At 69.2% G+C, this 14,799-nt stretch carries 11 protein-coding genes; 6 read left to right on the forward strand and 5 right to left on the reverse strand.

Going from position 1 to position 14,799, the window contains the following annotated elements; all coding sequences use genetic code 11:
* Positions 1 to 10: 10 nt before the first annotated feature.
* Together FM105_RS00810 and aceA are read right to left on the reverse strand one after the other, a co-directional pair.
* Complete coding sequence (locus FM105_RS00810; protein ID WP_256970125.1) at positions 11 to 1,759, reverse strand: malate synthase; 1,749 nt, start codon at positions 1,757 to 1,759, stop codon at positions 11 to 13.
* Positions 1,760 to 2,000: 241 nt separating this feature from the next.
* On the reverse strand, positions 2,001 to 3,287 hold the full coding sequence (gene aceA / locus FM105_RS00815) for an isocitrate lyase (protein ID WP_087003247.1): 1,287 nt from the start codon (positions 3,285 to 3,287) through the stop codon (positions 2,001 to 2,003).
* 172 nt (positions 3,288 to 3,459) lie between these two features.
* Between aceA and FM105_RS00820 the strand changes: the two genes are divergently transcribed.
* On the forward strand, positions 3,460 to 4,947 hold the full coding sequence (locus tag FM105_RS00820) for a helix-turn-helix transcriptional regulator (RefSeq protein ID WP_087003250.1): 1,488 nt from the start codon (positions 3,460 to 3,462) through the stop codon (positions 4,945 to 4,947).
* 108 nt (positions 4,948 to 5,055) lie between these two features.
* Here the strand turns inward: FM105_RS00820 and FM105_RS00825 are convergent, their stop codons facing one another.
* Positions 5,056 to 6,546 (reverse strand): MFS transporter, encoded by a 1,491-nt coding sequence (locus FM105_RS00825; RefSeq protein ID WP_087004223.1) that lies wholly within the window; start codon positions 6,544 to 6,546, stop codon positions 5,056 to 5,058.
* 372 nt (positions 6,547 to 6,918) lie between these two features.
* Between FM105_RS00825 and FM105_RS00830 the strand changes: the two genes are divergently transcribed.
* From FM105_RS00830 to FM105_RS00840, 3 genes are all read left to right on the forward strand, one after another.
* Positions 6,919 to 7,842, forward strand: a complete 924-nt coding sequence (locus FM105_RS00830; protein ID WP_087003253.1) for a siderophore-interacting protein — start codon at positions 6,919 to 6,921, stop codon at positions 7,840 to 7,842.
* Between the two features lie 154 nt (positions 7,843 to 7,996).
* Positions 7,997 to 8,605 (forward strand): DUF4333 domain-containing protein, encoded by a 609-nt coding sequence (locus FM105_RS00835; RefSeq protein WP_087003256.1) that lies wholly within the window; start codon positions 7,997 to 7,999, stop codon positions 8,603 to 8,605.
* 87 nt (positions 8,606 to 8,692) lie between these two features.
* Entirely contained in the window at positions 8,693 to 9,361 is a 669-nt protein-coding gene (locus tag FM105_RS00840) for a hypothetical protein (protein ID WP_143275773.1), read from the forward strand.
* Between the two features lie 135 nt (positions 9,362 to 9,496).
* Here the strand turns inward: FM105_RS00840 and FM105_RS00845 are convergent, their stop codons facing one another.
* Both FM105_RS00845 and lhgO read right to left on the reverse strand, forming a co-directional pair.
* Positions 9,497 to 11,410 (reverse strand): calcineurin-like phosphoesterase C-terminal domain-containing protein, encoded by a 1,914-nt coding sequence (locus FM105_RS00845; protein WP_087003262.1) that lies wholly within the window; start codon positions 11,408 to 11,410, stop codon positions 9,497 to 9,499.
* 205 nt (positions 11,411 to 11,615) lie between these two features.
* Positions 11,616 to 12,869, reverse strand: a complete 1,254-nt coding sequence (gene lhgO / locus FM105_RS00850) for an L-2-hydroxyglutarate oxidase (protein ID WP_087003265.1) — start codon at positions 12,867 to 12,869, stop codon at positions 11,616 to 11,618.
* A 140-nt stretch (positions 12,870 to 13,009) separates the two neighbouring features.
* Between lhgO and FM105_RS00855 the strand changes: the two genes are divergently transcribed.
* Together FM105_RS00855 and FM105_RS00860 are read left to right on the forward strand one after the other, a co-directional pair.
* Positions 13,010 to 13,381 carry a hypothetical protein gene (locus tag FM105_RS00855; protein ID WP_087003268.1) on the forward strand — a complete coding sequence of 124 codons (372 nt, stop codon included), beginning with the start codon at positions 13,010 to 13,012 and terminating at the stop codon, positions 13,379 to 13,381.
* Between the two features lie 25 nt (positions 13,382 to 13,406).
* Complete coding sequence (locus FM105_RS00860; protein WP_087003271.1) at positions 13,407 to 14,705, forward strand: site-specific DNA-methyltransferase; 1,299 nt, start codon at positions 13,407 to 13,409, stop codon at positions 14,703 to 14,705.
* Positions 14,706 to 14,799: the final 94 nt, after the last annotated feature.

Here is a 14,799-nt window from a genome sequence, read left to right on the forward strand (position 1 = left end):
GCGACGGGACTCACGCGGCGAACGGGTAGGGCATCCGCGCCGCCCGGTCGACCATGAACCGCTGGTAGGCCTCCACGGTGAAGGAGTCCGGCAGCTCGTCGCCCAGCGCACCCCAGCGCAGCAGCTCCGCGGATTCGCAGAAACGGTCCAGCGGATTGCGCGAGGTGATCGCGAGCTCCTCCGCCACGTACCGGTCCACGAGCACCGTCGTGAGCACGCGGCCGTTGTCCATCTTCACGCCGCGGCGGATCCACTGCCAGATCTGCGCACGGGAGATCTCCACGCTGGACACGTCCTCCACCAGGTGGTCGACCTTGAGCGCGCCCTTCCCCGACAGCCACGCGTCGAGGTAGGCGATGCACGCGCGGATGTTGGTGCGCACGCCGTCCTCGCTCACGTGCTCGCGGAGGTCCTCCGGCGTGGGCAGACCGTCGCGGGACAGGAGGTCGGCCGACGTGATGCGTCCGTTCTCACCGGTTCCGTTCGTCGCGGGGATCCGCTCGATCTGGTGGTCGGCATCCCCCAGCACCGCGTCGAACGCCTCGCGCGCCACGGGGATGAGGTTCGGGTGCGCGACCCAGGTGCCGTCGAAGCCCTGCGCGGCCTCGCGCTCCTTGTCCTCGCGCACGCCCTGCTGCGCGACCGCAGTCAGCTCCGGGTCCTCGCGGTCGGGGAACGCCGTCGCCATGCCGCCCAGCGCGTGGATGCCGCGGCGATGGCTCACGTCGATGATGCGCTGCGCGTAGCTCTCGAGGAACGGCAGCTCCATCGTGATCTCCTTGCGGTCGGGCAGGAGGAAGGAGCGGTCGTGGCGGAACGCCTTCGTCATCGAGAAGATGTAGTCCCAGCGACCCGCGTGCAGGCCCGCGCAGTGCTCGCGCAGCTCCCACACGATCTCCTCCATCTCGATCGCCGCACTCAGCGTCTCGATGAGGACCGTCGCACGCAGCGTGCCCGGCTCCAGGCCCAGGAGCTCCTGCGCCCGGAGGAACAGGCGGTTCCACCAGCGCGCCTCCGCGGCGCTCTCCACCTTCGGGATGCAGAAGTAGATGCCGCTGCCGCGGGCCGCCAGCTCCTCCGCGTTGTGGAAGAAGTACAGCGCGAAGTCCACGAGCGAGGCCGCCGCCGAGGTCTCCGATCCGTTCCGGTCGACGTACCGCAGGTGCGCCTCCGGCATGTGGAGACCGCGGGGCCGCACGACGATCGTCGGCTGCTGGGCTCCCGCGCGCCGGCTCGCCCGCTGCTCGTAGTACTTGCCCACGCGCGTCACGTGCTTGAGCCGGCTGCGCACTGCTGCGCGCAGGTTCACCTGGCCGAGCACCACGTTCGACCACGTGGGTGACATGGCGTCCTCGAAGTCCGCCAGCCACGAATCGGCGTCGGAGTTGAGTGCGTTCACCGCCGTGCGGCCGTCCGGCGCGCCCGTGATCTCCACGCGGCGGCGGGACAGCCCCGATGCGCCGGCGTGGCCGATCGCACGCCAGTCAGCGTCCTCACGGATGTGGCGGGTGTCCTCGCGGTGGCTCGGCAGGTCGCCGCGGGCGATCGCGTCGTTGCGCGGGCCGCGCTCGGTGAGCAGCCGGCGGCGCTCCGTGAGGAACTCCGCGTGCAGCGTCGCCAGGAAGTCGAGCGCCTCGTGGGTGAGGACCGTATCGTACGTGGGCTCCATGGGGCCGGCGACGACCATGCGGCCGCCGGCGGTCCGAGCGGACGGGGACGGGTGCAGCTCCTGTGCGGAGGAGGTCGAGAGGGTGGACATGGCTGCTCCTGAACGAGTCATGTGGCGAAGTGTGGCGAGTGGGCGGACCGCTGTGGGCGGGCCGTGGCGAGCGAGGCCGGGTACGGCGGTTGAAGAAATCGGCCGCCCCAGCGCAGGGAAACCCCAGAAACCCTGCACCGGAACGGCCGATCCGCTTCCTCCGAGGCCGCCGGCCGGCTCAGCCGGCGGCGTCGGAATGGTGAGGTCCACGAGCGTGGTGGCCGGGACCTCGGCTGCGGGCTCAGCTGCTGAACTGAGCGGCTTCGGTCGAATCCTTGAGCGCGGTGGTCGTGGAATCGGGATTGATGGCGGTCGAGACGAGGTCGAAGTAGCCGGTGCCGGACTCGCGCTGGTGGCGCGTCGCGGTGTAGCCGCGCTCCTCCGCCGCGAACTCCTTCTCCTGCAGCTCGACGTACGACGCCATCTGGTTGCGGGCGTAGCCGTGGGCCAGGTCGAACATCGAGTAGTTCAGGGCGTGGAAGCCAGCCAGCGTGATGAACTGGAACTTGTAGCCCATCGCACCGAGCTCGCGCTGGAACTTGGCGATCGTCGCGTCGTCCAGGTGCTTCTTCCAGTTGAACGACGGCGAGCAGTTGTACGCCAGCATCTGGTCCGGGTACTCCGCGTGGACGGCGTCGGCGAACTTCTTCGCGACCTCGAGGTCCGGAGTGGAGGTCTCCATCCAGAGCAGATCCGAGTACGGAGCGAACGCCAGCGCACGGTCGATGCAGGGCTCGATGCCGTTGCGGACCTTGTAGAAGCCCTCCGCCGTGCGCTCACCGGTGACGTACTTCCGGTCGCGCTCGTCGATGTCCGACGTCATGAGGGTCGCGGCCTCGGCATCCGTGCGGGCGATGACGAGCGTGTTGACGTTCTCGACGTCCGCCGCCAGGCGAGCCGTGTTGAGGGTGCGGACGTGCTGTCCGGTCGGGATGAGCACCTTGCCGCCCAGGTGGCCGCACTTCTTCTCGGAGCCGAGCTGGTCCTCGAAGTGGACGCCCGCAGCACCCGAGTTGATCATGCCGCGCATGAGCTCGTAGACGTTGGCGGTGCCGCCGAAGCCGGCCTCGGCATCCGCGACGATGGGGGCGAACCAGTCGTCCACCTTCATGTCGCCCTCGGAGCGCTCGACCTGGTCGGCGCGCATCAGCGCGTTGTTGATGCGGCGGACGACGGCCGGAACCGAGTTCGCCGGGTAGATCGACTGGTCCGGGTAGGTCTGGCCCGCGAGGTTCGCGTCGGCCGCCACCTGCCAGCCGGAGAGGTAGATCGCCTTGAGGCCGGCCTTGACCTGCTGCACGGCCTGGTTGCCGGTGAGGGCACCCAGCGAATTGACGAAGTCCTCGGTGTGGAGGAGGTCCCACAGGCGGTCCGCGCCGTGACGAGCGAGCGTGTGCTCCTCGATGAGCGAGCCGCGCAGCTTGACGACGTCCTCCGCGGTGTAGTCGCGAGCGACGCCCGCCCAGCGGGGGTTGGTCGCCCAATCGCTCTGGATGGCCTGTGCGTCGTGGATGTTCTGCTGCGTCATCGTCGCTCTCCTTCAGGGGTTCTGTACTGCGTCTGTGCTGCGTTGTGACATCCAGTCTTCCGGAGCGGAACCCGTTGGACGAGACTTTTTCACGTGAAGTTCTGCCGGATTTCTGCTGGAGTGAAGAAGTTGCGTTCTTTCGCAAACCCGTCTGTTCTGTCAGAGTGGTCACATGGTGATCACCTCACGCGTGAAGCGCGCGACAGACCACTCCGACGACAGCGGGCCGGGGCCCTCAGCCGATGCCCTGAGCATCGGTCGTCGGATCCGCCACTATCGGACGGCGGCGGGACTGACGCTGGGCCAGCTGGGCGAGCGGATCGATCGCGCGCCGTCGCAGATATCCGTCCTGGAGAACGGGAAGCGCGAGCCCGGCCTGGGGCAGCTGCGGGACCTCGCGGCCGCACTGGGCGTCACGACCGACGACCTGCTCGACCCGTCCCCCGTCGACGCGCGGCAGGCGCTGGAGCTCGAGGTGGAACGGAACCAGATGTCGCCGCTCTACAGCTCGCTGCACCTCCCCGCCGTGAAGGTGAAGTCGCTGCCGCAGGACGCGCTCGAGGCGATCGCCGGCCTCCAGCGCCAGCTCACGACCATGGTGCGGCGGCGCGCGGCCACTCCGGAGGAGGCCCGCCGGGTCAACCGCGCACTGCGGGAGCAGATGCGCCAGCAGGGCAACCACTTCCCGGAGCTGGAGAAGGTGGCGGGCGAGGTGCTCGCGCGGATCGGCTACGACGGCGGGCCGCTGTCGCAGCGCCAGACCGCTGCGGTGGCCGACCACCTGGGGTACTCGCTGCACTACGTGTCCGATCTGCCCTCGTCCACCCGGGCGGTCGCGGACACGGAGAACAGGCGCCTCTACCTCTCCCACGAGGACGTGACGGGACACGATCCGCGGTCCCATCTGCTCACGGCGCTGGCGTCGCACATCCTGGGCCATTCCGCCCCTGCGGACTACGAGGAGTTCCTCACCCAGCGGGTCGAGGCGAACTACCTGTCAGCCGCGCTCATGCTGCCCGAATCGGAGGCTGTGCCGCTGCTGCAGCGAGCGAAGAAGAACCGGTCGATTTCTGTGGAAGAGCTCCGTGACGTGTTCGGAGTCTCGTATGAGACCGCCGCGCACCGATTCACGAACCTCGCGACGGCCCACCTGGGGCTGCCCGTGCACTTCATGAAGGTCCATTCTTCTGGAACCGTCCATAAGGCGTACTCGAACGACGGACTCCCGTTCCCCACGGATCCGCTGGGAGCGATCGAGGGGCAGTACGCGTGCAAGCGCTTCACCTCACGGACCGTGCACCGGGTCGCGGACCGGTTCAGCCCCTACTTCCAGTACACGGACACCCCGGGCGGGACCTTCTGGTGCACCGCGCGCGTGCTGCCCGGCGGGGACTTCTCCGTGAGCGTCGGGGTGCCGTTCGCCCACGTGGGGTGGTTCGAGGGCCGCGAGACGACGAAGCGCTCCGCCTCGCGCTGCCCCGATCCGTCGTGCTGCCGGGAGGCGCCGGATGAGTTGGCGAAGAAGTGGGAGCACGCGAGCTGGCCGTCGGCCCGCACCCACGCGTCGCTCCTGGCCGCCGTCCCGCCGGGCATCTTCCCCGGCGTGGACACCACCGAGGTCTACACCTTCCTGGAGCGCCACGAGCCCGACGAAGGGTGAGCCAGACGGACGGTGAACTCGACGCGGGGTGAGCTCGGCGAATGGCCAGCCCGACGAGAGGTGGGTTCGACGAAGGGTGAGCCAGACGACGCCCGCTGGCAGCTCGCCTCAGCGGACGATCGTGAGGTCGATGCCCTTGCGCTCGGGCAGGCGCCACGCGGCCCACAGTGCGAGCGCCGCGGCGAACGCGATGAAGAGGTTCGAGGCCCACGGGACGCCCTGGCTGACAGCCAGCTCGTTCACATACGGGGTGGTCCCGCCGAACACGGCCGTCGCCAGTGAGTAGGCGAAGCCGATCTTCGCCGTGCGGCTGGAGGTGGGGAACGTCTCCGCCATGACGCTGGCCAGCAGGGCCGCGCCCGCGGACAGCAGGAACAGTGCGATCGAGGTGGAGGCGAACAGCGTCCAGGGACGATCGTCGATGAAGCCCATGAGCGGGAAGACCGTGACGATGGTGCCCACCGCGAAGACGTAGAGCACGGGCTTCCGACCCCATCGGTCCGAGACCGCTCCCCAGAAGGGCAGCGACGCGAGTCCGACGACCAGTGCGGCGACGAGCGCCCAGTACGCACCGCTCGGGCTCATGCCCTCCTGGGTCTGGGCATAGGTCGACACGTAGGACGTCCACGTGTAGTTGCTCGCGGCGACACCGGAGACCAGGAAGAAGATCAGCACGATCGACAGCGCGGGACTCAGCGGCTTGAGGGTGTCCGCGGAGAACGAGTCCTCCCCCAGCCCATCGCGAACGGCTACGCGGTCGGCCTGACGGGTGACGGCCTCGGCCGCAGGTGCGGCGGACCCGACTTCAGCGACCCGGTCGGCCTGCTGGTCCGCAGGAACGGCCTCGGCGGCGGAGGCCGCGGCCGCGGGGTCCGCGGCGGCCGGGTCCTCGTCGTCCGTGCCCTCCTGGAAGACCTGCGATTCGACCATGCCGATGCGCAGCCACAGCGCGACGACGGCCAGCACCGCTCCCAGCAGGAACGGGATGCGCCAGCCCCACGCCTGCACCTGGGGCTCGGAGAGCGCTCCCGTGATGACGCCGCCCAGCACGAACGCGAGGAACGCGCCGCCGAAGATCGTCATGAACACGGCGGATCCCCAGAGCCCGCGCTTGCGCGCCGGCGCGATCTCCGCGATGTAGGAGTTCGCGGTCGCGGACTCGCCGCCGTGCGCGAACCCCTGGATGATCCGCGCGAGCAGCAGGAGCAGCGACGCGGCGAGCCCGATCGACTCGAAGGTCGGCAGCAGGCCGATCGCCACGGACGCGCTGGCCATCATGAGCATCGTCGTCACGAGGACGAACCGGCGGCCTCGGCGGCCTGCGATGCGTCCGAACACGATCCCGCCCAGCGGACGGAAGAGGAACCCGATCGCGAAGACGCCGAAGGTCGCCAGCAGGCCCGAGACCGCGTCATCGGGGTTGAAGAGGGCGAGCGCGATGAACGGTGCGAAGACCGCGTAGGCGCTCCACTCGTACCACTCGAGGAGCTGTCCGACGATGCTCGCGAGGAACGACTTCCGCTGGCGCCGCCGTCCGAGGCGGGCGAGCTGGGCGTCCTCCGGAGTCGCCGCGACCGCAGTCTGCGCAGGTGTGGTCATGGTCGCGTCCTCCATCGGGTGCGTACGGGGGCAGGCTCGGGTCACCTCTGGCCGGTCGCCTCTGGCCGGTTGGCTCTGGCCGGTTGGCCGTGGCCGTTTGGCTGTGACCAGCTGGCTGTGGCCGGTGGGCTCTGCCCGGCCGACTCTGGCTTGATCGTGAGAAGGCATGGGGTGCCCCTGCCGGCTCAGGTGTTCGTGTGAAGCCTGCCGCTCTCGCACCTCCTCGATGACCGCAGCCGTCATCTCGAGTCACAGAGCGTCACACTCGGACGCACAGGCGCGCGCTGGCGTTGCGAGTGAGGCACGCCTTACCCTGGCGGAGGACTCTTCGTGTCCCACACCTCACTCTGCCCCTCAGGAGGCACCCCACCCATGGCACCTCGCTCCGCTTACCGCCCCTTCGCCGTCACCCTGGCCCGTCGGACACGGCTGAGCGACAACTTCTTCCGCCTCACCTTCACCGGTCCCGCACTGGACGAGTTCGCGGACACCTGCCTCGACCAGCGCATCAAGCTGGTGTTCGGCACGGACGCGCAGCTCGACGAGGCCGCCGCGACCGACGACTGGGCGACCTGGTGGCGCGAGCAGCCGAACGAATCCCGCCCTGTCATGCGCACCTACACGGCCCGGTACGTCCGTCGCGACGCCCGCGAGGTCGACGTCGACTTCGTCACGCACGGCTCCGAAGGCCCCGCCAGCCGCTTCGCGCTCAACGCCGAGCCCGGTGCTCCCCTCGTCATCGTCGGCGCGTATGCCGACCACCCGGAGGCGGACACGCAGGGCCTCGCCTGGCGTCGCGACGGCGCCCCCTCCGTCCTGCTGGTGGGCGACGAGACCGCGCAGCCCGCGATCGCGAACATCCTCCGCAGCCTGCCGGCCCACGTCACCGGCGCCGCCTTCGTCGAGGTCCCTTCCCCCGGCGATGCGATGGAGATGGACACCGCCGCCGAGGTCGCCGTCACCTACCTGCCCCGCTCCCGCTCCGATGTGCGCGGCTCCCTCCTCAGCGCAGCCGTCTTCGCCTGGGCCGACGAGCGGACGGGTGAGCAGGCCGACGGTTCGGCGACCGGCACCTCGGCGGCGGGCACCGCCTCCGACGACGAGGACGCGACGACCACGGAGACCGGCATCCTCTGGGAGGAGGGTGCAGCGGGTTCGGGTCTGCGGGTGTGGGTCGCCGCGGATGCGCAGACCGTCCGCGAGCTGCGACGCGGACTGCTGCGGGAGCGGGGCTTTGACCGGAAGTCCTGCTCGTTCATGGGGTACTGGAAGCAGGGTTCGCGCGAGGGCGAATGAATCTCCCGCCGGTCGAGATTCGAAAGGTACCCTGTTGTTGCCGAACAGCAACAGGCGACACCAGATGCGCACACCGATCCGCGCTTCGGGACTGTCACCGCTGGAAGTATGAAGGCGTACACAGACACAGTCACAGCGCCACGAGGAGATCACGATGCGCACCACCACACTCATGCGAACCGCAGTCGCCACGGGCGGATTCGCCGCACTCATGACACTGTCCGCCTGCGATGGGATCACCATCAACTTCGGCGAGGAAGAGGGCCAGGAGCCCACCACGAGTGAGCCCGCCGCAGATCCGGACGCCGGCACCACCGAGACCCAGCCCGCGGGCGACACGGCTGGCGGAGACACGAGTGGTGGAGACAGCGCGGGCGGCGATACGGCCGGCACGGACACCTCGGGCGGGAGCGCTGACGGAGGAGACACGACCGGCGGGGACGGTTCCGGCTCGGACACCTCCGGCGGGGATTCCGGCGACGACACATCGAAGCAGGACGCAGGCTTCACCCTCGACGAGCATGGCAGCGGGGAGATCCCCGAGGCAGTCCTCGAAGAGGACATCAAGCAGGCCTACTCGGACCAGGGCACCACGGTGGACTCGGTCGACTGCTCCAACCGAATGCTCGTGAACAACAAGCAGGGCTCGCAGACCTGCGACGTGACCGTGGGCGGCAAGGAGTACTACGGCGTCGTCAAGGTGACAGACGTCGTCGGCCAGAACGTCTACTACGAGCTCGAGTTCGCCGGCATCGACTTCTGAGTCGCCGGACGGCCGGGTCGACGTCTCGGACGGCCGATCCGCTTCCGTGCACGAGCAGTGCACACTCCACTCATCGAGGAGATCTCCATGCAACCGATCCGCACACGTGCGGCCCGCGCACTCACCGTGGCCGCCGGAACCGCGCTCGCACTGTCGCTCGGGGCCTGCGGCCTGCTGGGCGGCGACCAGGGCGACGAAGAGGCCCCACCGACAGAGACCCCGGAGGCTGCGCAGTCGGCCGACGCGGGAGGCGGCCCCGAGGGCATCTCGTCCGAAGGGGACGGACTGACGGTTCCCGGCGAGGGCTCATCCACTAAGAGCGCTGAGGGCAGCTCCGAAGGCGACCCTGAAGGCGACTCCGCGGACGATGAGTCAGGGGACGAATCGGGCGAAGGCTCCGACAACGGTCGGGAAGGCGTGGGCCCGGAGGACGGCGAACCGCGGACGGCATCTCTCGCGGGCGACGACTCGATCGAGATCGACGAGGACGGAAACGGGGTCGTGCCGAAGGAAGCGCTCGCCATCGACATCGAGGACCTGTTCGTCAACAAGTACGACATCCCCGTCGAAGAGGTCACCTGCAGCGACGACATGAAGATCGTCGCCGAACGCGGGTCGCAGAACTGCGAGATCGTCACGGCGGATCGGACATACTTCGGCACGACCGCGATCGTGGGCTTCGACGGAGAGATGGTCGAGTACGAGCTCTACTTCCCCGGTCTCGACGAGGATGCGCTGGACCTCGCGGACGACTGAGTGCACGAGCACGAGGCGCCGACGTCGATGACGTCGGCGCCTCTGCTGTGTGCGGCGGCTGCGTGTGGTGCCGCTGTGTGCGGCGTGCGGTGTTGCTGATCAGTGTCCCGACCAGCCGACTGACCAGTCCGCAGATCAGTCGGGCAGCACTGCCTCCGCCTCAGCGGAGTCGAGGCCCGCGCTCTCGTCGACCGCGGCCTCCTCCTCGAGCGAGAAGCCGTCGTCCTCGAGGAGTGCCTTCGACGTCGTCGCCGCCTTCTGCTCGTCCTCGACGACCGTGAACCGGATGGTCTCCGTGAACTCGCGGTCGTACCGGTCCGTGCCGGTCACCTCGGCGGTGTGCGTGCCCAGGTCGAGGTCGGACGGGATCTCTGCGCGCCACAGGTGCGAGCTCGTCTGGCCGACCCCGCCGGAGGTCCGCAGGTTCTGCGAGGCGGTGTACGGATCCGTGTACTCCCAACCCTTGCGCAGCTCCTCGCCCTCACCGGGCTGCGTGTGCTCGGCGACGACGGGGCTCGTGCCGTCGAAGCTCACCTCGACGCTCGCGTCGCTCGTCCCGGCGAGGAAGCTCGATGTCAGCCAGGTGTCGCCCTCGGCCAGGTCGTCGCGGGTGACGACGCGCTCGGAGATCGCCTCCGGCTCTTCGCCCTCCTTGTCCGCGTCCTGCCAGTCCTGCGCCTCCTGCGCCCAGTCGCGCCACTCGGGGGAGTTCACGCCGAGCAGCAGCTGGTGGTCGTCGGACTCGTTGCGTACCGTGTAGCGCTCGCTGCGGTCGGCACCGTCGAACTCGAGGGTGAGGATGCCGGGCTCGGATGCGTCGGAGGTGAAGGCGTACGGGAGGCCGTCGGCGTTGAGTCCGCCCGAGTACCAGTCGCCGGAGACCGCGCCGGCGACGATCTGGGTGTGCGAGAGCTCGTCGATGCCCTCTGCGGCCCATTCGGCGCGCTGCTCGCCGGCGACCAGGTTCTCCTGCGTGTGCGTGTGGCCGCCCACTGTCACCGCGTTGGGGTAGTCCGCGATGATGTCGTAGAAATCAGTCGCGTTCTGGATGACCGCGCTGCGGTGTGTGACGACGGGCACGTGCGACGCGATGACGACGTGCGCGTTCTCCGGCACGTTGGCCAGGTCGTTCTCGAGCCATTCGAGCTGATCTTCGCTGAACCTCTCCGTGTACTTGTGCGTCGACTCGTCACCGGAGTAGTCGATGCCGTCCAGCACGACGAAGTGCGTCTCGCCCACGTCGTAGGAGAAGTGGGACGGACCGAACTGATCGCGGAACGTGTCGAGCGAGTGCGCGTCGTCCTCCGAGTCGAAGTCCATGTCGTGGTTGCCGGGAGCGGCGCGGACGGGACCGTTGACATCCGAGTAGATGTCGCGGAGGTCGTCGTTGAGGCTCAGGTCGTCGCCGACGTTGTCGCCCAGGAGGAGGACGCCGCACGCCCCATAGTCGTCGCGCTCGACGAGGTCGCGCACCGCACCGTCCCGTGCGTAGCCCATCTCCGTCTTGTCGTACGCCTGGGTGTCGGACGCGATCGCGCAATCCTGCTCCGCCTGAGCGGTCCCCTGGGACTCGATCATCGGGAAGTTCACGGCCCGCGGCGTGTCGCCGGTGGGCTCGATGCCCCCGTACTTCAGATCCGGCGAGCCCTCCGGCATGTGGTTGTAGCTGAACTGCGCGAAGTTGTCCGAGTCGACGGGCACCTGCCAGCCGGAGGGCTGGGTGACGGAGACCGTCATGTTGTCGCGGACGGGCAGCTCGTACGTGCCCTCGCCGTCGGTCTGCACGACGTCGATGCCGTTGGACACCGCGACGCCGGGCACGCCGCGCTCGTCCTCGTCGAGCTTCGAGTTCTGGTTCACATCGTCGAACACCTGCCCCTCGAGGACCTCGGCGTCGTCGGCCTCACCGCGATCGACCTCGACGTGTCCCTCGTAGAGCTCTGCGGGCGGATCGGCGGCCTGGGCCGGTGCGAGCGGTGCCATCAGCGTGAGAGCGGCGACTGCGCTCACACCCGTCACCGCGGATGACAGGAATCGTCTCTGGTGCATGTTCTGGTCCTCTTCTCAGCAAGTTGGATGCGTGCCGAGAGAAGACGCTATGGAGGCTGAAAGACGATGGAGCGGAGATGCTCTGACCAGCGGATGAACGGTGATCATTCAGGAGTTGAGCAGATGTTGAAGGATCAGGCTTCCGGTTTTCCGAGCGTCTCGACCGATCCGCACGGCGGCAACGCTGCGGACGCTTCAGTGTGCGTCACCTCAGGGATTCGACCGCCGTATCGACGACGTGCTCCGCGATGGCCAGCGAGCTCGTGGCGCCCGGCGACGGCGCATTGCGCACCTGGGTGAGACGACCGCGGGAGGTGACGACGAAGTCGTCCACGAGCGTGCCGTCCGGATTCATCGCCTGGGCGCGCACGCCGCGGGGTCCCGGACTCACGGCGTCGGCATCCAGCGTCGGCACGAACTTCTGCGCCTCCGCGATGAACGCCTGCGGGCTCAGCGCGGTGCGCGCTTCGCGCGCCGCTGCGCGCAGGTTCTGCGACGCGAACTTCCAGAAGCCCTTGTAGCCCAGCGTCCGGCCCAGGTCGCCGAGGTCGATCCCGCCGATCGGGCCGATCTTCCGCTCGTACTTCTCACGGCCCAGCGAGAGGAACGCGTTCGGGCCCAGCATGAGCGACCCGTCGATGCCCCGCGTGAGGTGGACTCCCAGGAACGGGTACGCAGGATCCGGCACGGGGTAGATGAGGCCCTTGACGACCTCGGCGGCGGGGCCCTGCGCGACGAAGTAGTCGCCGTAGAATGGGACGATCCGCGGCTCCTCCTCGAGTCCGCTCGCCACGGCGAGCCGGTCCGACTGGAGGCCCGCACAGGTGACGGCGAGGTCGAAGGTGCCGCCGTCCTCGGTGATCTTCGACCCCTGCGCGCCAGGCAGCGCGAGCATGACCCGGACCTCGGAGGACAGCGTGTCGAGGCGGGCGACCTCGGAGTCGAACCGGATCACGCCGCCGGCGGCCTCCAGGTCCCGTCCCAGCGATTGGGTGAGAGCGGCGTAGTCGATGATCGCGGTGTGCGGTGAGTGCAGGGCGAGGACGCCGCGGACGTTCGGTTCGACCTCGCGCATCCGGTGCCGGTCGAGCAGCTGCACGTGCGGCACGCCGTTGGCCTTCGCGCGCTCGAAAATCGCCTCGAGGCGGTCGACCTCGTCCGTGTCCTGCGCGACGACGAGCTTGCCGCACTCGTCGTAGGGGATGCCGTTCTCCACGGCGTAGCGGATGAGCTTCTCCACGCCCGTGCGGCACAGCCGTGCCTTGAGCGATCCGGGCTCGTAGTAGAGGCCCGCGTGCACGACGCCGGAGTTGTGTCCGGTCTGATGCGCGGCGAGGGTGGATTCCTTCTCGAACAGGGTCACGGTGGCGTCGTCGAAGCGGTGGGCGAGCTCGCGGGCGACGGCGGTGCCGATGATCCCGCCGCCCACCACGGCGATGCGCTGGGGCTGTGCTCTCATGGGGCCAGTCTTGCAGAGTGGCGGAGGATATGGCGGGGATTCAGCGAGCGGCGCTGACGGAGGGCACGGTGTCGTGTCAGCATGGAGGTGACGGGCGGCGGGCACGCCGTCCTGCACCGAGCCACACCGGAGGAGGAGCCATGACCGATACAGGCGAGGATCCGATGGACGCAGCGCACTCCGACGACCCCACCCTCGCGGAGCCGACGCCCGGCGAGATCCGCGACGCCGCCGCCGAGGCCGGAGAGACTCCGGGGATCGGCGAGGAGCTGGCGGATCGGGACACGGCAGACGGCCTCGGCGTGACTGAACCCGGCGCGGAGGGTCCTGAGGGCACGGGCATCGAGGGCGCGGACGACGCACTGGTGGACCTGGAGGACGACGCCGGGCCGATCGGCGACGCCTCCGGTTCCGTGAGCGACGCTTCCCCTGACCTCGCAACGGCCGCTGACCAGGGCAATCGCGAGGGCGACGAGATGCTGGCGGAGGGCGACGACCCGGACGCACCGTGAGAGCGGCGTCCGGGATACTGGGAGCGTGACAGACCCGAACCCGGACAGCCTCGTCGTCGAAGGCGATAACCTCGCCGTCCTGCGCGCCCTGCTCCCTGCACACAGGGGCACGGTGAAGGTCGTCTACATCGACCCGCCGTACAACACCGGCAATGCGCACGTGTACCGCGACCGGTTCGGCGCATCCGGGCCGGCGACGGGTGCGGCGAGTCATGCCGCATGGCTGGCGTTCATGCGTCCGCGGCTCGAGCTCGCCCGTGAGTTCCTGCGCGAGGACGGCGTGCTGTTCCTCCACATCGACGACCGGGAATCGGCGTACGCGCAGATCCTCGGCCACGAGGTGTTCGGGGAGCACAACAGCCTGGGCACGCTCATCCATCAGCGGGCCAAGGGCGGTGGGAACGCCCGCATGTTCGTCCGCGGCCACGACTACATCCACCTCTGGGGGAAGGATGCGGAGCAGGTCGCGCCCTTCGTGACGGAGAAGAAGCCGCCGGCCCGCTACGAGACCATCGACGGGCGACGCATGCTCGTCGACGACGACTTCCTCCGCGTGAGCTTCGGCCGCTACCAGCGCGGCCAGGAGCGTCGCCTCATGTACGAGGACATCGAAGCCGTCCGCGGGATCGCGAAGAAGGTGGAGGTGGATGCGCGCCTGGCCTCCGGCGACTACTTACTGCGGCCGTGGGGCGAGCCCGATCCGGCCACGGGCGAGCGCAAGCACGCGGTGCTGCGCCTGACCCCCGCGGAGCAGGCGACGTCCAAGCTCTACTCGATCATCCGCGTCATGAACGCCGACGGCAGCGCCGACCTCGATGCCCTGGGGCTGGGCGGTGTCTTCGGGTACCCGAAGCCCGTCGAACTCCTGCGCATCCTCGTCGAATCGCAGACATGGTCCGACCCGGACGCCGTCGTGCTGGACTTCTTCGCGGGCTCCGGCACGACGGCAGAGGCGGTCATGCGCGCCAACCTGCGCGATGGCGGGCGTCGCCGCTTCCTCCTCGTCCAGGTCGCAGAGCCGCTGAGGACCGCGTACTCGTCGACGGGCGGGCGCACGATGGCCGCGGCTGTGACCCGAGGGGCCGAGGACGACGGTGCGGCAGTGGAGCAGGCCGGGACCTTGAAGGTAGAGCCTGCCGGGGCCTCGGCGGGGGAGCCTGCCGGGACTACGAAGGTGGATCCTGCCGGGGCCTCGGCGGCGTTCGCCACGATCTCGGACTTCTGCGCGGAACGGGTGCGGCGCGCGGCCGTGGCGCACGAGGACGCGGGCGGCGCACCCGTCGCAGTGCGGTTCCTCGGACAGGGTGACCTGCCGGACGTCTGACCAGCGCGGCTGCACGGCGGTCGGGCCCGATCCGGATCACTCGACGTCTGCGGTGCGCGACCTCTCGCGCTGCCCACGGCTCCGGGGCTAGTCT

The organism is Brevibacterium yomogidense (assembly GCF_900163715.1).
GTDB lineage: Bacteria > Actinomycetota > Actinomycetes > Actinomycetales > Brevibacteriaceae > Brevibacterium > Brevibacterium yomogidense_A.